Genomic DNA, 18,470 nt, shown 5'->3' with positions numbered 1-18,470 from the left:
TAATTTTTATGAGGAAACTGTGCTGGTACAAGGCCCGAGGGCTATTTGTGTACTTTCAACCTTTAGTTATTCATTGTTAAAATCCGAATGGTTGGCTCGATAATTTATTTTTAAAAAGGATTGCTATTTTTCTAATGATCAAATTAGTTGCTATCGATATGGACGGAACGTTGCTAAACTCAGACCACGTTATCGCACCGCAGAACATTCCAGTGATCAAGGCTGCCAGCGCGAAGGGAGTCAAGGTTGTGCTTTCGACCGGTCGACCATTGCCTGGCTTACGTGGTGAATTGCAGACGCTTGGAATCACTGGCGCCGATCAATATGTCGTTGCCTTCAATGGCTCGTTGGTTCAGAGTGTAACGGGGCAAGTTTTGTCGAGCACTTCTTTCACGTTTGATGATTATTTATTATTAGAATCGTTGGCACATGAATATGATATTTGTTTATGTATCGAAAATGACGATGCCGTTTATACGTCGAGTCATAATATTAATCACGTGGTCGTGGGTGAGGCTTATTTGCTGAACATTCCCTTGCGAATTCGCAACGAATCGGAGCTTTCCCACGAGATGCGGATGCCTAAATGCATGTTTATCGACGAACCCGTGAAAATCGACCGCTTCTTGAAAAATCTCGATCCTGAAATTAAGGCTCGCTTTAACTTTTTGCATTCAGACGTTAATTACATTGACGTGATGCCTAAATCCGCTACTAAAGGGACAGGCTTGGCAAAATTGGCGCAACATTTGCAGATCGATCCTTCCGAAGTCATGGCCATTGGTGATCAACACAATGATTTAGCGATGCTTGATTTTGCCGGCACGGCTGTTGCGATGGGCAATGGGATTCCCGAAGTTAAACAAGTCGCTGATTTCGTGACGGGCATCAACGATGAGGGCGGCGTCGCGCAAGCAATTACGCGGATGTTAGCCTAGTGAATTATCCGGAAGTCAGTCTAGCCACTTTTGTGCAACGACCGAATCGATTCATCGCGATTTGTCAGCAAGGCAATCAAGAATTGACCGTCCACGTTAAAAATACCGGTAAATGTCGCGAGCTGTTAATTCCGGGCGTCACTGTGGCGTTAACGCAGAATCATAATCCTGCGCGCAAAACTGCCTTCGATTTGATCGCCGTTAATAAAGCGGGGAATTGGATCAACATTGATTCGCAGATCCCCAATGATTTAGCGGCGGAGGGATTACGAGCTGGTCAAATCGTCTTACCTCAGGTTGCGCCGGTCCAATCGGTTCGTCGTGAAGTCGTTTATGCGAATTCGCGGTTGGATATTGCGGGCGAGTTGAGCGATGACAGTCGATTTTTCGTAGAAGTTAAAGGCGTGACACTTGAGCGCGATGGCTTAGCGGCTTTTCCGGATGCGGTAACCACGCGCGGGCTGAAACATGTACAGACGTTAATGTTGGCACAGCAAGAAGGCTATCATGCTTTTTTGTTATTCATCGTGCAGATGTCAGGCATGAGAAAAATGACTATCAATACACTGCTACAACCAGAATTGACGGCGGCAATTGCCACGGCCCAACAGGCAGGCGTTCAAGTGCTGGCCTATGATTGTGTGGTCGCTCCAGAATCGATCACGTTAAAACAACCGGTCGAATTTGATTTGTCTGCGGAATATTGATTGAGAAATTTCTTAGATTTTTCGCTTGACATTATGAAACAACATGCTATTCTAAGAACATACTAAGTTTGTGGAGTGATTTAAATGAGAAAATTTAATCTTACACAACTGAATAACACGTATTACTACGGCTATTACGGATAGCGGTTTGTATCTTGAGGATGCAGGCCGCTTCGCGGTTTGCATCCATGATGGTCGCAGTAATTTTGATGCGCATTAACCACATGGAGGAAATAATTCCATGTGGTTTTTATTTTACTTAAGGTAGAATTAAATTGGCCAGCCACGGGAATCATTTTCTTCGTGACTGGCCTTTTGCGTCGTGTTAAAAATTTGGAGGAAATTAAAATGAAGAAGAAGCATTTATTAATGGCATTAAGTTTAGTGGCAATGTTGGCACTATTTACAGGCTGCACGAAAAAGAAGGCGGCAGATGACGGCAAGATCAAGATCGGGATTCTGCAATTGATCGATCAAAGTGCGCTGGATGAAGCGCGTAAAGGTTTTGTCAGCGAACTTAAGGCAGCCGGGTATGAAGACGCCAAGAATATTACAATCGATTATGTCAACGCTGAAGGTGACCAATCGAATTTAAAGACGATGAGTGAACGTTTAGCTCGTGATAAAAACACGTTGAATTTAGCAATCGCAACGCCAGCCGCACAAGCGATGATCACGGCCGACCAGAAGACGCCGTTACTTTTCACCGCGATTACCGATCCAGTTAATGCCGGATTGGTCAGCAATTTAAACAAGCCCAATAAGAACGCCACGGGTGTGACCGACAGCGTGCCGGTTGCCAGCCAGTTGGATTTGTTGCAAGAATTATTCCCCAAGGCTAAAACGATCGGACTCTTGTATAACGCCGCTGAACCCAATTCCGTGGTGCAGATCAAGCAGGCTGAGAAAATCCTCAAGAAAAAAGGAATTGCCTACAAAGCCAGCACCGTTGCCACCACGAACGATGTGGAACAAGCCACAGCAAGCCTAGCCAAACAAGTTGACGCGATTTATATTCCGGCCGATAATGTTTTGACCGCGGCCATGGCCACTGTCGGCAAAGTTTCCGAAAAAGCGAAGGTCCCCGTGATTCCAGCCACGATTCCCATGGTCGAATTAGGCGGCGTTGCCACTCGCGGCATCGACTACAATTTACTCGGGCGTCAGACCGCTAAAATGGCGATCAAGATCATCAAAGATAAAAAGGCAGTCAAAGATTTACCAGTTGAAAAACCAGCAGAAGTAAAATTGTCGTTTAATGATAAGCTGGCGAAATTATTTAAGATCGATCCTAGTGAATTTAAATAGATACTTGCAGAGCTGATTTGGTTCCGGTGAAATTTGTGGTGGGAACTGGGAAACTGCTGTGGGGACGGCTGCAGGATTTCCAAAGTACGGAAATTCTTCCGCCTGAAATGTGAGCTCCGGAAAACCGTCGGATCTCACATTTCCCCTTTCTGTAAATTCGCAAAGACCGCTCATTAACAGAAATGCCACTGCAAGTCCCAGTTCCCACCACAAATTTCGCCTATTCTATTCAGAAGAGCTCGATAATATTTACCGCATAACAATCTTTGTTATTTAGAGCAAAGGCTACCTTGATAATCAACTTTCAGGAACCCATCTATTCAAATCCTACACTAAACTAAATAAGTTTAGGTCGAAAGTGCTGGGACAGGCAGTCGTGGCAGTGACAACCATGTTGGTGGGCCGTTTTTGCCCGCCTTACATGGTGGATCGTATTTGAGACTCGGCGTTTTTCCGAGGCTCAAATCGAAGCTTCAAGACTTTCGCGAACTTCGAAAGGCTTGGAGCGGTCCCACGGCCACAGACTGCCTGCCCCGGCACTTTCGACCGCAGGTAGATTAATATTTGGTAAGGATAAGTATCAGGATGTATTTTCAAATAATTTTCAAAGAATCTTGCAATTAAGGCTTGATTTTTGCATATTCCTCGTCTATGATGAGAAGCATAGTAAAAACTGGAGTGATTTGAATGCCAATTTATTCAAAACCACAATTAAACAACAGCTTTTTCTTCGGCTTCTTTAGATAGCCGGTTTGTGTCGATATAGATGCAAACTCGGCGGTTTGTATCTATGTTGGCCGAAGTAATTTTTGATGACTTTGGAGCCGCGTAGATCAGTTGGAACATTCGGATCTACGCGGTATTTTTATGCTTTGCCAACTCTTTGCCGCGTGGACTGATGATAAATTGGATCCAGCGGTTTTTATTTTGAGGAGGAAGCAACATGAAATTGAGTCAAAGAATAATCAAGGGTTTTGCAATCGTGGCATTGGCCGGAATTGCGATCGGATTAAGTGGTTGTGAAAAAAAGTCCACTGCCACCGATAAAGATGTGGTCAAAATTGGCATCTTACAATTAATGGACCACGAATCATTGGATGCGGCGCGTAAGGGATTTATTTATGAACTAGCCAAGCACGGTTACAAAGACGGTAAAAATTTGCAGATCGATTATTTAAACGCACAAGGTGACCAGTCGAATTTAAAAACCATGAGTGAAAGATTGCAGCGCGATAATAATGTGGTCAATTTAGCCATCGCGACACCAGCCGCACAATCCTTAAAACAAGCCGACACAAAAACACCGCTATTATTTACCGCAATCACGGATCCAGTAGGCGCGGGCTTAGTTAAAAGTTTAAAAAACCCGGGTGGCAATGTGACCGGGACGAGCGATTTGGTTTCTGTTGCCCAACAGATCGATTTATTGCATCAACTATTTCCTAAAGCTAAGAAAGTTGGATTGCTTTACAACGCGGCTGAGCCAAATTCAGTCTATCAAATCAAGATTGCCAAGAAGGAAATCAAGCGGTTAGGTTTAACTTCGGTCAGTCGCACCGTCGCTACCACCAACGATGTGGAACAAGCGATGCGGAGTCTGTGCCAAGAATCTGAGGCGATTTACATTCCTTCCGACAACGTGGCCGCCAGTGCGATGGCGACGATCGGTAAAATTTCTGAAGAGAAGAAAGTTCCGGTTGTTCCCGCAGTCGAAGCCATGTTAAAATTGGGCGGTGTCGCAACGAAGGCCTTAGATTACAACAAGTTAGGTCGACAAACGGCGCAAATGGCCTTGAAGATTATTAAAGATAAAAAGAAACCTGCCGATATTGCAGTTGAGCGGCCAACGGATGTTCAATTGCAAGTGAACAAGAAATTTACCCAGATTTTTAAGATCAGTGATGAAAAAATTGCAAAGGTGAAGTGATCGATCGTGGATATTATTGTTTCAAGTATTTCGTTAGGAATTTTGTGGTCCGTAATGGCCATTGGCGTTTATCTAACGTTCCGAATTTTAGATATTGCCGATATGACGGCCGAGGGTAGTTTTCCCTTAGGTGCCGCAATTACGGCGCACCAAATCGTCAGTGGCACCAATCCAATCGTGGCAACGTTGTTAGGATTTCTAGGCGGTTGTGCAGCCGGATTCGTTTCTGGATTTTTGCACACGAAATTAAAGATCCCCGCATTATTAACCGGTATTTTAACACTGACAGGTTTATATTCAGTGAATTTATTCGTGATGGGCAAAGCTAACGTGTCGCTGGTCGGCGATTTCAAAACTGTGCTGACTTTGTTGCCGATCACCGATCAAACGGTCGCTGCCATTGTGATCGGCGCCATCGTGTTAGTGGTCGTTATTTTCATCCTAGTGTTCTTTTTCAACACCGAAATGGGCTTGGCGGCTCGCGCGGTGGGTGATAACGAGCAGATGAGTTTGGCAAACGGGATCAGCACCGACAACATGAAAATGGTTGTCTACATGATTTCTAACGGCTTAATCGCCTTGTCCGGGAGTTTGATGGCGCAGATCAACGGTTATGCCGATAGTAGCATGGGGATCGGAACCTTGGTCATCGCGTTAGCAGCCATTATTATCGCTGAAGTTGTGATCCATCACGTGTCTTTCGGCGTCCGTTTGCTCACGATCATAGGCGGCGCGATCATCTATCGTTTCATCATCGCGGCCGTTTTATGGTTAGGCGTCGATCCGAACAGCTTGCGTTTGTTCTATTCACTAATGTTGGCCGTATTCTTATCCTTACCTTTATTTCAGAAGAAAATCAAACAACGTGAGCGTCGGCACCAAAACGTTTTAAACAATTCCGTACGCAAGGAGGACCAGTCAAATGACTAACATTTTAGAAATACGCGACCTGCATCAATACTTTGAACGCGGGACGGTTAATGAAAATCATGCCTTGACTGGCATCAACTTGAATTTGGCTGCGGGTGATTTTGTTTCTGTGATCGGTGGTAATGGTGCCGGAAAATCGACCTTGCTGAACAGTGTCGCCGGCAGTTTACCAATTGATACCGGTCATATTTTGATCAACAACATCGACGTCACTTATCAAAGCGTTGAAAAACGGGCCAAATTAATCGGCCGCGTTTTCCAAGATCCCAAAATGGGAACCGCCCCTTTATTAACCGTTGAAGAAAATCTGGCGCTGGCTTTACGACGCGGTGAATGGCGCAACTTTTGGTCATCCGGTGTTAAACGTCGCGACCGCAAATTATTCCAAGAACGTTTGGCCACGCTTGGCTTGGGGCTGGAAAATCGTTTGACCACAGATATCGGGTTGTTATCGGGTGGGCAGCGTCAAGCAATCACATTGCTGATGGCCACCTTGAAAAATCCGGCCTTGCTTTTATTGGATGAGCATACAGCCGCGCTCGATCCGAAAACCAGTGCGATTGTCATGCAGCTGACCGATCAATTAGTTAACGAATTGAATCTGACAACTTTGATGATCACGCACAACATGGCCGACGCAATTAAATATGGCAATCGTCTGATCATGCTCGATCACGGGAAAATTGTCGTCGATATTGCCGGCGCGGACAAGAAGAAGTTATCCGTGACTGATTTACTAAACATGTTTAAAGAAAATAGCGGTCAGGAAATGAACGATGATGCCGTGTTATTGAGCTAAATTTCCAGTACCAGTGATTGATAATTAAAAAAAGTTGTCCCGGTCGTTTTGAATGAATACGTTCAAAACGACCGGGACAACTTTTTGATTTCATTAACATTGTGATTCGCGAAAATTATTGATCCGTGATTTTGATGCGAATATTGCCACTATTACTATGCGCATTCAAAGTATAAGTCGGTTGATCACCGAGCTGACCAATTTTTTGTCGGCGATTGTGAGTCGGGTCGATCCGCGTGGCATAAGGAAGTGCGGTATTTCCGCTCGAACTATACGTGTTGATCAGGCATTGGCTGTCTGCCGGGATTGTGGTGTGAATAGAACCGCTCGTTGAGGAAAGGGTCAAGTCGGTAGTCACAGTTTTGAAATCAAGGTGGATATTTCCACTCGTTGAAACAAAACGGCCGGTACCAGAAAGTTGCTCGGCATTAATGTTCCCGGATTTCGCCAGGAAATTAAATTTGTCCGCGTGTAATTGTGAACCACTTAGACTGCCACTATGACTTTCAGCATTAATTTCATTGGCGGTGAGGTGTGTCAGCTCGACATTGCCACTCTTGGCAGTCACACTGATCATTCCCGCTACGGAAACGCCTGTTCCATGTTGCAAGGAGACAGAACCGCTCGCGCTATTAAGCACGATTTGTTCGGCAGTCAAGAAACCATTTTTTAGCGAGCCAGATTTAGCCTGCAGATGAATCTGAGTCAGCTCAAGGTTGTGTGTGAGAATCGAACCACTGGTTGAGCTCACTTCCAGAATATAAGCGCCGACTAATTGACTGATCAGGACATTGCCACTGTGACTATTTAGAAAAATAAAACCGGTGAACTTTTGAGGAACCAAGATTTCCACGCGGATCCGCATGAACGCAAACGCGCCTCCACGTGCTTTCTGTTCGATTTTAACTTTATCGCCGTCTTGTTGTTTCTGCGCATAAAGACTCGGTCGATCGTGATTCATATATTCGTTGATAATCAGCTGATCGTCAGGACTGTCACTGACGATAATTGTCGCCGAACGATAATCGATGATGATTTGATTTAATTGGCTCACATCACACTTGATCGATTGAACTAATTTCGTCGCAAAAAATCGATCGTAAAAACGATTCAGCTGGCGACTATCAAATTCCTTGCCTTCATTACGATTGGCGATGCTCGCTAAAAGGTCGTCTAATTCATCAATATTGGTTAACGATTCGGCGAGCGCTTGTTCCTTAGTCGCGCCGGCTTGGATTTTCTGTTGCATATCTTCGTTAAGATTAGTTAAAATAGTTGTGAAAAGCGCTTCGGTTTCATCGGTTTGCTTAAATGAAACGAAATGTTCGCGCAGGATTCGTTCGAGTTCGGATTGCATACTTATTCTTCTTTCTGGTTAGACATGACGGGTACGTATTTTTCGTTATGCGTCCTTTGATTTAGTTAATGAACACTCCGCCGAAAAACAGTTGGCGCATATCTCGCGGTTAGATTTAATGTAGCATAATTTGCGCTTTTCATAAAGTCTCAACTTATCGAGTGAGTTTTGGTCGTCTGTTTGCGTGTCATTTAGCAAACGTGCTAAAATTGAACGATTAGTCATGAGCACGCTGATTTCTTATTTCGGAGGATATTTATGAGTCACAAACAAGAAAAGATCTTTTTAGGCTTAACTATTTTGGTGATGGTGTTAATTTTCATCAGCTCGTCGATGACTTATCGTCAACAAACCGTCGTCCCTGAACTCGGTCGCTTTAATTTGAACTGGTTGAAGAAATGGCTGGCGCCGATCTCGATCGATTATGCCGGACACACTTTTTCGGTGAAAACCGATGGGTTGGCCGGTATGGTCGAATTTATATTACGTAAATTGGCTCATTTTGGTAGTAATTTATTAATTGGTTTGTTCGCTTATTTAGGATTCACGAGTTTGGTGCCGAATTTTGGCGTGCGGGCAATTTTGGTATGGCTAAGCGCAACTGGCTATGCGGCGACAGATGAATTCCATCAATTATTGACCGGCGACCGCTCACCGATGATTCGAGATGTGATGCTGGATTCAATGGGCGCATTGACCGGCGTTATTTTAGCAATGATTATCTTCATGCTCATTCAGAAAAAACGTCCGCGTAAAAGTCGTAAATATCGGGTCGGGTAGAAGTTATGAACTCATTCAAAAATCCGAAAAGCATGGATTTCTGAATGAGTTGCATTAATCCCCAATTTCACCCGTTGTGTTTCACACTCTTTTGAAACGTGTTCTCCACAACTGAAATTTGTGGTTAATGAACTCATTCAAAAATCCGAAAAGCGCAGATTTCTGAATGAGTTGCATTAATCCTGAATTTCACCCGTTGTGTCTCACACTCTTTTTCAATAACCCATTGCGTTAAAAGAGGGATTTTGATATGATTAATTACGGTTTCATCCAAGTTTGTTAATGAAAGAAGGAGAAGCGAATGTCAGGACATTCAAAATGGCACAATATCCAAGGTCGTAAGAATGCACAGGATTCAAAGCGTGGTAAAATTTTCCAAAAATTATCTCGTGAAATTTATATGGCCGCAAAGAATGGTGATCCTGATCCAGCGAATAATCCTTCATTACGCTTGGTGATGGACAAAGCGCGGGCTGCCAATATGCCTAACGACAATATTGACCGCGCCATCAAAAAAGCTCAAGGTGCCGAAGGCGAAAGTTACGAAGAGGTCACCTATGAAGGCTATGCACCTGGTGGCGTTGCTATCTTAGTCGAAGGACTTACCGATAACAAGAATCGGACGGCCTCAAACGTGCGCGTTGCTTTCACCCGTAATGGCGGTAATTTAGGCGCATCAGGTTCAGTGAGTTATATGTTTGATCGTCGCGGTTATTTTGCAATCGATCGCACAACGACTGACGCTGATGAAGATCAGATGTTAGAAGATGTGATGGATGCTGGTGGCGATGATTTACAGACGTCAGACGAAGCTTATGAGATTTATACAAATCCGAAAGATTTTGCCGGCGTTCGTGATTCACTTGAAGCGAAAGGCTACAAATTTGTGAGAGCCGAATTAACAATGGTTCCACAGAATACAACCCCAGTTCCTGCCGACAAAGTTGAACAATTCGATCGCATGGTCGATCAATTGGAAGACGATGATGACGTTCAAAACGTTTACCATGCCGGTGAGCTGCCAGACGAAGATTAATCTTTGTTGGGAATGGTTTTTAAATCATAAATATAGTGGTATAACTCAAAGAAAATGTTTCGGCATTTTCTTTTTTGTTGCATTGAATTAGCCAAATACCACAATTCGTGTTGACGCTTACATTAACACTGTGATAAACTGGACACATCAAATGAATCCATGGAGGTTTTAGCATGAAACGCTTAGAAGAAAAAATAAATGCTAAAACTGAAGTGGTGAAATTTACGTGAGTGGCGATTGCACGCACTCGTAGAAAACTGGTCGTTATAATTTAGCCGGAATCAAAGGTAAAGACACACTTCATATGTTTATATGAGTGTGTCTTTATTTTTTTATCTTCAATTTAGTAAAACGGCCGTTATGGATTGACCATTTGCTCAGGAGGTAGGTTGATTGCCGCAAAGTTTGTTTGTATTGTTTGACGATCAATATGAACGCTAGCTCATTAAAATTTTGGCAGAATATTTTTATTCTGCAGAAGGTGGTGCACGCAATGACAAACGAAGCCGTTCTAGAAAAGAAATCCTATCAACAATTGTGGCTGCGAGTCATCTTAACGTTTGTTTCGCAGTTTGGCAGTGGGCTGTTTTCTTTTTCGCTAGCCCTATTTATTTATAACCAAATCAAGAGCTCCATTTCTTTCGGCATCAATATGATTGCCGGACCGATCGCCATCGTCATCTTAACGCCGTTCATTGGGAAAATTATCGATGCCTGTTCCCATAAAAAAGTCGTAGTGATCGCGCAATTGGCGAGTATTCTCAGCATAATGTTTTTTATCATTTTCTTCAGTCGATTTTCTGACCTAGACTTGCTTATCTTTAGTTTTGTGATTGTAATGTGCTTAAAAGTAACCGATGAATTTGTTCTGCTGACCCTGTTTGCCAGTAGCATCAACTTCGTTCAGGAGTCTCACCAGACGAAACTGCGCGCCTATCAGCAGATTGCCGCCGACATCTCACAAGCGATTGCACCATTGATCGGAGGTGCATTGTTTGCACTCGTGTCGTTTGGGATTATTTCGGGAATAGAGTTATTTTCCGAAATTTTAAGTCTAGTGATCGTTTTTCTGCTGAATTTTAAATTGATCCAGTCTCCCATAGAAACGGAAGAGGGGACAACCGTTGATGAAAATAAATTCTTACCAACCGTTAAATGGCTATTCAAGCAGAAATATTTGCGGAGCTTAGTGATTTTATCAAGCGTTGTGAATGCCTGCGATACCATTTTTTATATTGTGCCACCATTGATCGTGCTATCGATTTTCAAATTAGACCAAATCTATTACAGCGTGGTCAGTGCCACAATGATCGTTGGGCAATTGCTCTCGGGGTTTATCGTGGCTAAACGAGGTGATCAGGAAAAGCCATTGTCTCTTTTAATGATTCTAAGCTTTGTAACTACTGCATTGATGATCTTTTTGGGTGTCAGCGGGACTTTTACACCGCCGACCGGATTCAGCCTGCTAGTCGTTGCGTTATTCCTAATTCCATTTTTAGAAAGTTTTTACAATATTCCACTGCAGGTTTGGTACGTTAAAGAAGTTCCAGCAAAGATGCAAGGAAAGGTTTTCTCTTTTACCGGCGCGGTCATGATGGGCACTTCGCCGATCGCGACATTAATTTATAGCGCGTTGTATGATATTAAGAGAGTTAACTTAGTTACGCTGAACTTGATTATCGTTGCAGTCGTGGTCGCGATTAAATTTGCAATCTTGGTTTATTATAAATTTATCAAAAAGCTTGATTTTGCGGATGCTAAGATCAATCCATAGGCTTTTGTCAATGGACTAAAGACGGTTCAGGTGCCGATGCTAATTAGAAAAGTCCACCACCATTTCACGAGATTATATTGCAAAATGGTGGTGGACTTTTTGTTCAGCGATATTTCTATTGTCTGTCGAGAAGCGGCGGCAAATATTGACCACGCCAGTGCCTTCAGATTGTTTATTTCGTGTAACGTTTTGCGGTTATTTTACTGGCCGGTCGCTTAATTCGCGTAGTTTTTTATTCTCAGTTTTGTAATATTGATATTGGTTTTGTAAATTGGCGACTCGTTGTTGATAATAACTTTCTACAAATCCGATCAATAGCAACATTAGGGTCAGCACGGTTAAAGTCAATAGGGTGATGCTACCTCGTTGTGGGTGTCTTATTTTCATTGTTCTTCTTCCATTCCTTCGCTAAAAAGTAAGCAGTGAGTGTTTGCCCGTCACGCTGTTGCATTTCCATCGTCAATAACGGTGCTTTGTAAGTGAATTTAACATTTTTGACGCCGTACCAAAGGGGCATATAACCTTGATTGGCACTGTTACTGGCAACGATTTCGCCTTGCTTTAGACGCAAGTAAACGTGATAATCAACATCCTTGCCCGCCTCATTTTTACCGAAATAATAAAAGCCGTCGTCTGCTGTTGCTGGCATAATCGCTTTTCCTTTTAAATTTTGTTCCAATTGAATCACAGCGATCTCTGGAGACTCTCGGCTCTTTTTCAGTCTATTAGCTAAGGATTGACTGGTTTGAGTTAATTCTAGTAGTAACTGACAGATGATCAATAAAATCAGGAGGCTAAATGCGGTTTCCAGTAAAGTGAATGCCTTAATTTTTCTGCTGTTCATTGTTGGCAATTTCCTTCTTGTATTGACTATTTTTGACGAGGGCTTGATCGACCTTATTTTGCCACGTATTGGCGTGATTCTCTCCGGAAATAATAGCGTGGGAGAGATAGAGACTCATGATACACAAGCCGAATAAACACAGACAACTTTCGGCTAAGAGAAAGGCGCGTGGTTTTTGAAAAATCGGATTATCTTTCATTCAAATGACCCCAATACATTTGTGTTGTCAGCGTGATGGTTTTCTTGCCATTATCGAAGTAAATCGTTTGCGGCTTTTTAATTTTGCCATCGCTAATGGTGGTTGCCGGGAGATCCGAATCTTTGAGCCTCATACGCAAAGTGCTGGGAAGATAAACGAATCGATACCACGGATTGGTGTTCGGTGGACTGCGGAAGCTGACATAATTGCCTTGCGTGTGAAACGAAACCGTCACCGACTTGTGATTGGTCAAGGAATAATTAAGACTACTATCCCAATTCTCTTTGAATTGATTGATCGTCATTCGTTCTGCCCAGCCGGCAAACTGTTGCGGCTGGTAATGGCTGCCCAATACGAGTGCACCACAAATCAACGTGAGGGTTAAACACATTTCCAACAGTGTGAAGCCGGCTTTTTGATTATTTATGACTTTCATTGAAGCTCACTTTGCCATTCTTTTGGTCAATGGTTAATCCAATTTTATCAATTTTGGTTTCCTGCTCTTTAGTAATATATTCTGCTGAAACTAATTCGGCAACACTGGGTACCTTATCGTTTGCGCCTTGATAAAGCATGACTTGTGTTTCAACATTCTTGGCAAAGGCACTGTTAACTTTCTCGTCAGCACTATTCTTCTGTTGATTCAAATTTGGTAAAATAACGATCAATAGTAAGGAAATTATTAATAGCACCAGGGACATCTCAATTAAAGTAAATGCGGCTCTTTTTTTGTTCGTTTTAAACAACTTTTTCATGGTTAAAATCCTCTCATAATTTGATAGATCGGTAATAAAATTTGTAAGTACAGTACCGCAATCATCGCGGCAATTAGGATAAATAGTAGTGGCTGGGTTTGATCGATCAATTGTTTCAAGCGACGGTTTAGCTGGCGAAAATTTCGTTGCGCAAGTATTTGTAACTCGATGGCTTGAAAGGCTTTCGTGTCACCCTTGGCAAGCAAAATCAACAACTCGTTGGGCAAGAGCGGTTCATTGCTAACAATGGCGGAGAGCGGGCTCCCGTTTTTTAGTTCAAGTGAAACTTTTCTTGCTAGAAAGACTTGAAGTGATTTTGGATCGAATTGACTCACATAATTAAGAATTTCTTGTAACGAAAGGCCGCCCTGAACTAAGTGTGCCAGATCTGTAAAAAGTAGAAAATTATAGTATGATCGCCAGATTTTATTGACGATCGGCAATTTAAGATGGCAGTAGCGACGCCTTTCTAATGGAAGTTTGAGCCAAAAGACTGCTGGCAAAAGCGCAACAATGATGACGACGATCAATATAATTATGGGACGATTTGTCATTGGTTGTTGAGGTAGTAGGCTTGCCAATTGTGGTCGCAAAACCAGTTGGATGAAAACGAGTAGCCCTGCCATCATCACCAATAAAAATACCGGGTAGGCAAGTAGTCCGCGCAATTGTTTAGTTTGTTCTTGTCGCTCACGTAAAAATTGCGCGTTTTCTTTACAGCAAGCCGCTAAATTACCATGATGCTCCGCAATCTCGAGTTGAGTGATCAGGTTTGGTTGTTGAACGAGTGGCGCCATTGCCTGTGCTAAACCGTTACCTTCCGCAAATGAGGCAGCCATAGCGGCGGATTGATCGCTTGAAAGTAAGTTCAATGCTGGCGCTAAAGTGAGAATATTTTGGAGGGGGTAGCCATTTTGTAATAACTCACCTGATAATTCCAAAAATTCGACCAGTTGCGCATTTTTTAAAGTTTTAGGCTTAGCCATCCTGATATTCTGCCAGTGTTGTTGCTGTGATTTCACCATTTTGTTGTGCCTCCTGCAAATCGGCTTGCCAATTAAATAACTTGGATCGTGGATGTGCAATTAAACTGGCCATTTCAGTTGGACTAAGCAAATCTAAAGCCACTTTCATTGCTTGGTCCGTCGTCAGGATCAAGCGTTGATAACAGCAACCTGTCAGGGCGTTGCTGAGTGAAGTTTGGCTGACACCTAGATCGATCATGCGTTGGATCACGCCACCTGATGTTCGCGCGTGAACAGTTGCTAAAACTAAGTGGCCACTGAGTGCAGCTTGAACGGCCATTTTTGCAGTTTGATCGTCACGAATTTCGCCTATAATCAAGATATCCGGGCGTAATCTCAAGCTGATCTTCAACAATTCCCCGTAACTCATTTGTGCATCGTTATTAACTTGCAACTGGATAAAATTTGGTGCCACAATTTCCGTTGGATCTTCGATGCTTAAGACAGTTTTCGTGGTGCTCAGTTGTTGCGCTAAATGATACATGAGTGTGGTTTTGCCAGAGCCAGTCGGACCCGCAAACAAAAATAAACCGCGTTTAGATAATAGTCTTTGTAATTGATCGTAACGTTGTGGATTGATAAATTCACATTCGTTAGCATTTCTGCTGAGTAAACGCACTACCATCGATTCATGATTTAAAAAATCGCCTACGGTCGCCAAACGTAAGTCGATCGTTAAATCCGCCGTTCGATAATGCCAAGCACCAATTTGAGGGCGGCGATGTTCACTCAGATCCATTTGTGCATTAAATTTAAAATAGTTGATCAAAGCTTGTCCGTCGGTAATCGAAAGTTGTCTGATCAAATGGGTTGTCAACACGGTGCGCCCCAATAATTTCCAACCATCTGTGTTAGGCTTGAAAAGTAAGTCGCTGAACTTTTTCTGTGCAGCTAAATCGATGAGTTGCCTCGCATCATTTGCAATCGTCACGTTGTCACCTCCTTCTAACTATCAATTACGGAAAATTTGCAAAAATCCCCGTCAAAAATGTTTATTAGTGAACGATTTACAGAATTAAATCGGGGTTAAATTATAAAAATCCTGAAAGTACGATAGGATTTGAGCAACTGCAAATCGCGTTTTTGAACATGACGCTAACAGTATGTGTCTTTGTTCATGCAGAACTTACACCACCAAAAGAATGAGCGATTGGCCACAGTTCAAACCCACAAAAAATAACAAGCTACCAGAGAATACTTGCATATCTTAAAACTTATCGGTAAAATTGTTCGTAGGCATGAGTGATTGGAGTGAAGTTGAGCATGGATCCACAAAAAGCACAGAAACTTTATCAGCAAGTTGATCAGGCAGTTGAGCTCTTGCAGAAGAACCTCAATAGCAATTACTTGGATGCCTTGACCGAGACACTTAATAATCTTCAACAACACCAAGTTAACGTGGAAAATGGCGCACCAACACCAGATGTTGTTGCCCAATTGACTAAGTTATATCTGACGATCGATTTAACAACGTTAGTGGCACCAGATTTATTTGCACTGATTCAATTATTACTCGTTCGGTGGCAGAAAGTTGATCGACCACAGGCGAATTTACAAGCAACGCCTAGTGCGATCGGTTTATTGTTTAGTTTGTTGGTGAATACTTTTGAACGCTCAGATGAAAAGGCGCTGACAATTGTTGACCCCGTCGTTGGTTCAGGCAACTTATTATTTGCAATCGCGCAGCAACTTGCGTTTGAGCAACGGTCATTGAATTTATACGGTGTCGACAATAATGATGATTTGTTAGGATTGGCTGCGGTTTTAAGCCAACTCTTGCATCAAGATGTGACTTATTTACACCAGGATGCGCTGACACCTTGGTTGCTGGATCAACAGCCAGACGTTGTTGTTGCGGATTTACCGGTCGGCTATTATCCAGTGGATTCGCGGTCTGAACAGTTTGATTTACGGGCCAAAAGTGGACATTCTTTTGCTCACTTCTTATTACTTGAACAGAGTATGAAGTTGTTGAAAGATGGTGGACTGGGATTGTTTATCGTTCCTGCCAACTTGTTCCAGCAAAATAATGGCACAGATTTAACGCGGTGGTTGACCTCTAAGGTTTATTTACAAGCGTTGCTAAGTTTACCAAGTACCGTTTTTCAAGACGAGTTGCCAGATAAGGCGATTCTTGTGTTACAAAGTCATGGCGGCAACGCACAACAGGCGAAGCAAGTTTTGATTGCCAACACACCAGATACCAAAAGTATTAAAACTTTACAAGAATTCTCAGCACAATTGCAAACTTGGGCGCAAGCCAATTTGCATTAAATATATTCGTATCGTTATTAGATAAGTGAATAGGGGATATCAAAATGGTAAAGATTTTAGCAATTAATGCAGGTAGTTCAACTTTAAAATGGAAATTATTTGAAATGCCACAGGAAAAAGAAATTGCCACAGGCATGGTCGATCGTTTAGGCTTGCCTGGCTCAACCTTCTCGGTTAAATTCAACGGCAAAAAAACCAAAGACAAAGTTGATATTCCCACTCAAGAAGTCGCAGTGGATATGTTATTACACCGGTTATTTGACTCCGGTATTATCAAAGATATTAAAGAAATCAAGGGTGTGGGTCACCGTGTGGTTGCCGGTGGCGAATTTTTCAAGGAATCTGCTGAAGTGACACCCGAAAATTTGCAAAAGATTATCGATCTAGGCGATTATGCGCCATTACATAATCCTAACGAAGCCAAGGGAATTCAGGCTTTTCAACATCTGTTACCAGATGCAAAAGAAGTTGCCGTTTTTGACACGTCATTTCACACGACTATGCCAGAAGAAAACTTTTTGTACAGTGTACCTCTAGATTATTATCATAAATATGGTGCACGGAAATATGGCGCCCACGGGACAAGCCATCGTTATGTTTCGGCGCGTGCTGCTGAAATCCTCAAGGTACCTTTGAAGAAACAACGAATGATCACCATGCATTTGGGCAGCGGTGCTTCGTTGACGGCCATTAAAGATGGCAAGTCATATGATACCTCGATGGGCTTTACGCCGCTTGCAGGCGTTACGATGAGCACACGTTCAGGTGATATCGACGCTTCATTAGTTGCTTATTTGATGAAAAAATTAAACTTAAACGATATTGATGACATGATCGATATTTTGAACAAAAAATCCGGCTTGCTGGGTATTTCCGGATTATCACCTGATATGCGTGATTTATTAGCGACACGCGAAGAACGCCCTGAATCTGCTTTAGCCATCAAAGTTTTCGTTAACCGTATCGTGAAATATATTGGGAGCTACGTTGCCGAAATGGGTGGCGTTGATACGCTGGTCTTCACTGCTGGTATGGGTGAAGGCTCAATCCCAGTTCGCAAAATGATCATCGATAAACTAGGCTTCATTGGTGCAAAACTAGATGTTGAAGCCAATAAAGTTGAAGCAGAAGAGCGGATCATTTCTGCACCAGATTCTAAAGTTAAAATTTTGATCGTACCCACGAACGAAGAATTGATGATCGTTCGCGATACTTGCAAAATCACTGGATTAGGATAGTCAGGAGACCGAATGGCACAAATTTATTTATGGATGATCGCACTGGTGGCTGTTTTCGATATTGCCATGTTGGTGCTGAATTTTGGCAAGTTGCGCTACAAAACAAAATTTTCACCGGCCCGTCTGATTATTGGTGTCGTTCTCGCAATCGTTTTGATTACCGGCATCTTTCGTCCTAGCGCAGTGGATCTGACCGATAAAATGATGTTGGCAGTCTTTGCGCTGACGGCGTTAACTTGGGGCTTGATCCGTAAAGGCATTGGCGAAAAGTATGTGCTGATCTCATTAGGAACTGCGGGACTGCAAGATTGGCGCAACTTTAAAGACGTCACCGTGGAATCCAAGACCGAAACCAGCGTGACTGTTAGTTTCACTAATTTTTTGAAACGCACACGGACACTAACTTTGATTGGAAAACCTAGCGAGATCCAACCGGTTATCAAAACTAAAATGGCGATCAAGAAATAAATTGATTTCAATGTGCGACATCAACAAAAAAGGACTGAATGAGCTTCGGCTCGGCTCCTGTCAAGAGGACAATCAAATAATTAAAGTGTTTATGCACATTCTTGAACGGCA

At 42.8% G+C, this 18,470-nt stretch carries 20 protein-coding genes; 12 read left to right on the top strand and 8 right to left on the bottom strand.

Going from position 1 to position 18,470, the window contains the following annotated elements; genetic code table 11:
• Window positions 1-134 precede the first annotated feature (134 nt).
• The 6 genes from EKM67_RS08815 to EKM67_RS08790 all read left to right on the top strand — a co-directional run bounded on the left by EKM67_RS08815 (window position 135) and on the right by EKM67_RS08790 (window position 6,609).
• The gene (locus EKM67_RS08815; protein WP_125578656.1) at window positions 135-938 is read left to right on the top strand and encodes a Cof-type HAD-IIB family hydrolase; all 804 of its coding nucleotides are present in this window, start codon (window positions 135-137) and stop codon (window positions 936-938) included.
• Window positions 938-1,645 carry a DNA/RNA nuclease SfsA gene (gene sfsA / locus EKM67_RS08810; RefSeq protein WP_125578655.1) on the top strand — a complete coding sequence of 236 codons (708 nt, stop codon included), beginning with the start codon at window positions 938-940 and terminating at the stop codon, window positions 1,643-1,645. The genes EKM67_RS08815 and sfsA overlap by 1 nt, the downstream gene beginning before the upstream one ends.
• 348 nt (window positions 1,646-1,993) lie before the next feature.
• Window positions 1,994-2,953 (top strand): ABC transporter substrate binding protein, encoded by a 960-nt coding sequence (locus EKM67_RS08805; protein WP_125578654.1) that lies wholly within the window; start codon window positions 1,994-1,996, stop codon window positions 2,951-2,953.
• Between the two features lie 943 nt (window positions 2,954-3,896).
• Window positions 3,897-4,880 carry an ABC transporter substrate-binding protein gene (locus EKM67_RS08800; RefSeq protein WP_125578653.1) on the top strand — a complete coding sequence of 328 codons (984 nt, stop codon included), beginning with the start codon at window positions 3,897-3,899 and terminating at the stop codon, window positions 4,878-4,880.
• Window positions 4,881-4,886: 6 nt separating this feature from the next.
• Entirely contained in the window at window positions 4,887-5,810 is a 924-nt protein-coding gene (locus EKM67_RS08795; RefSeq protein ID WP_125578652.1) for an ABC transporter permease, read from the top strand.
• A complete protein-coding gene (locus tag EKM67_RS08790; RefSeq protein ID WP_125578651.1) occupies window positions 5,803-6,609 on the top strand; it encodes an ABC transporter ATP-binding protein in 807 nt (268 codons plus the stop codon). Before EKM67_RS08795 ends, EKM67_RS08790 begins: the two co-directional genes overlap by 8 nt.
• Before the next feature lie 115 nt (window positions 6,610-6,724).
• On the opposite strand, the gene EKM67_RS08785 is transcribed toward EKM67_RS08790, so the two are convergent.
• Complete coding sequence (locus EKM67_RS08785; protein ID WP_125578650.1) at window positions 6,725-7,966, bottom strand: DUF4097 family beta strand repeat-containing protein; 1,242 nt, start codon at window positions 7,964-7,966, stop codon at window positions 6,725-6,727.
• A gap of 258 nt (window positions 7,967-8,224) precedes the next feature.
• On the opposite strand from EKM67_RS08785, the gene EKM67_RS08780 reads away from it, so the two are divergent.
• The 3 genes from EKM67_RS08780 (at window position 8,225) to EKM67_RS08770 (ending at window position 11,556) form a co-directional block, all read left to right on the top strand.
• Window positions 8,225-8,746 (top strand): VanZ family protein, encoded by a 522-nt coding sequence (locus EKM67_RS08780; RefSeq protein WP_125578649.1) that lies wholly within the window; start codon window positions 8,225-8,227, stop codon window positions 8,744-8,746.
• Between the two features lie 301 nt (window positions 8,747-9,047).
• The gene (locus tag EKM67_RS08775; RefSeq protein WP_125578648.1) at window positions 9,048-9,782 is read left to right on the top strand and encodes a YebC/PmpR family DNA-binding transcriptional regulator; all 735 of its coding nucleotides are present in this window, start codon (window positions 9,048-9,050) and stop codon (window positions 9,780-9,782) included.
• 493 nt (window positions 9,783-10,275) lie between these two features.
• Window positions 10,276-11,556, top strand: coding sequence for an MFS transporter (locus EKM67_RS08770; RefSeq protein WP_164506625.1), 1,281 nt, complete (start codon window positions 10,276-10,278; stop codon window positions 11,554-11,556).
• Window positions 11,557-11,751: 195 nt separating this feature from the next.
• Here the strand turns inward: EKM67_RS08770 and EKM67_RS08765 are convergent, their stop codons facing one another.
• From EKM67_RS08765 to comGA, 7 genes are read right to left on the bottom strand one after another with little or no spacing between them, the layout of a single operon-like run.
• Window positions 11,752-11,943 (bottom strand): hypothetical protein, encoded by a 192-nt coding sequence (locus EKM67_RS08765; protein WP_125578646.1) that lies wholly within the window; start codon window positions 11,941-11,943, stop codon window positions 11,752-11,754.
• On the bottom strand, window positions 11,915-12,400 hold the full coding sequence (locus EKM67_RS08760) for a hypothetical protein (RefSeq protein WP_125578645.1): 486 nt from the start codon (window positions 12,398-12,400) through the stop codon (window positions 11,915-11,917). Before EKM67_RS08760 ends, EKM67_RS08765 begins: the two co-directional genes overlap by 29 nt.
• A complete protein-coding gene (locus tag EKM67_RS08755) occupies window positions 12,381-12,599 on the bottom strand; it encodes a hypothetical protein (RefSeq protein WP_125578644.1) in 219 nt (72 codons plus the stop codon). The genes EKM67_RS08760 and EKM67_RS08755 overlap by 20 nt, the downstream gene beginning before the upstream one ends.
• On the bottom strand, window positions 12,589-13,035 hold the full coding sequence (locus tag EKM67_RS08750) for a hypothetical protein (RefSeq protein ID WP_125578643.1): 447 nt from the start codon (window positions 13,033-13,035) through the stop codon (window positions 12,589-12,591). The genes EKM67_RS08755 and EKM67_RS08750 overlap by 11 nt, the downstream gene beginning before the upstream one ends.
• Complete coding sequence (gene comGC / locus EKM67_RS08745) at window positions 13,019-13,354, bottom strand: competence type IV pilus major pilin ComGC (RefSeq protein WP_125578642.1); 336 nt, start codon at window positions 13,352-13,354, stop codon at window positions 13,019-13,021. The genes EKM67_RS08750 and comGC overlap by 17 nt, the downstream gene beginning before the upstream one ends.
• A 2-nt stretch (window positions 13,355-13,356) precedes the next feature.
• Window positions 13,357-14,379, bottom strand: a complete 1,023-nt coding sequence (locus tag EKM67_RS08740; protein WP_125578641.1) for a type II secretion system F family protein — start codon at window positions 14,377-14,379, stop codon at window positions 13,357-13,359.
• Entirely contained in the window at window positions 14,333-15,310 is a 978-nt protein-coding gene (gene comGA / locus EKM67_RS08735; protein ID WP_125578640.1) for a competence type IV pilus ATPase ComGA, read from the bottom strand. Before comGA ends, EKM67_RS08740 begins: the two co-directional genes overlap by 47 nt.
• A 332-nt stretch (window positions 15,311-15,642) precedes the next feature.
• On the opposite strand from comGA, the gene EKM67_RS08730 reads away from it, so the two are divergent.
• Genes EKM67_RS08730 through EKM67_RS08720 form a run of 3 tightly spaced genes read left to right on the top strand, consistent with a single transcriptional unit; the run spans window position 15,643 to window position 18,359 of the window.
• Window positions 15,643-16,653: a class I SAM-dependent methyltransferase gene (locus EKM67_RS08730; protein WP_125578639.1), complete on the top strand. Its 1,011-nt coding sequence runs from the start codon at window positions 15,643-15,645 to the stop codon at window positions 16,651-16,653.
• A 44-nt stretch (window positions 16,654-16,697) separates the two neighbouring features.
• The gene (locus tag EKM67_RS08725; protein WP_125578638.1) at window positions 16,698-17,891 is read left to right on the top strand and encodes an acetate/propionate family kinase; all 1,194 of its coding nucleotides are present in this window, start codon (window positions 16,698-16,700) and stop codon (window positions 17,889-17,891) included.
• A 12-nt stretch (window positions 17,892-17,903) separates the two neighbouring features.
• Window positions 17,904-18,359, top strand: a complete 456-nt coding sequence (locus EKM67_RS08720; protein WP_125578637.1) for a hypothetical protein — start codon at window positions 17,904-17,906, stop codon at window positions 18,357-18,359.
• Window positions 18,360-18,470: the final 111 nt, after the last annotated feature.

Origin of the sequence: Lapidilactobacillus mulanensis, assembly GCF_003946215.1 — a bacterium.
GTDB classification, from domain to species: Bacteria; Bacillota; Bacilli; order Lactobacillales; family Lactobacillaceae; genus Lapidilactobacillus; species Lapidilactobacillus mulanensis.
This window is presented reverse-complemented; position numbering and strand designations above follow the sequence as displayed.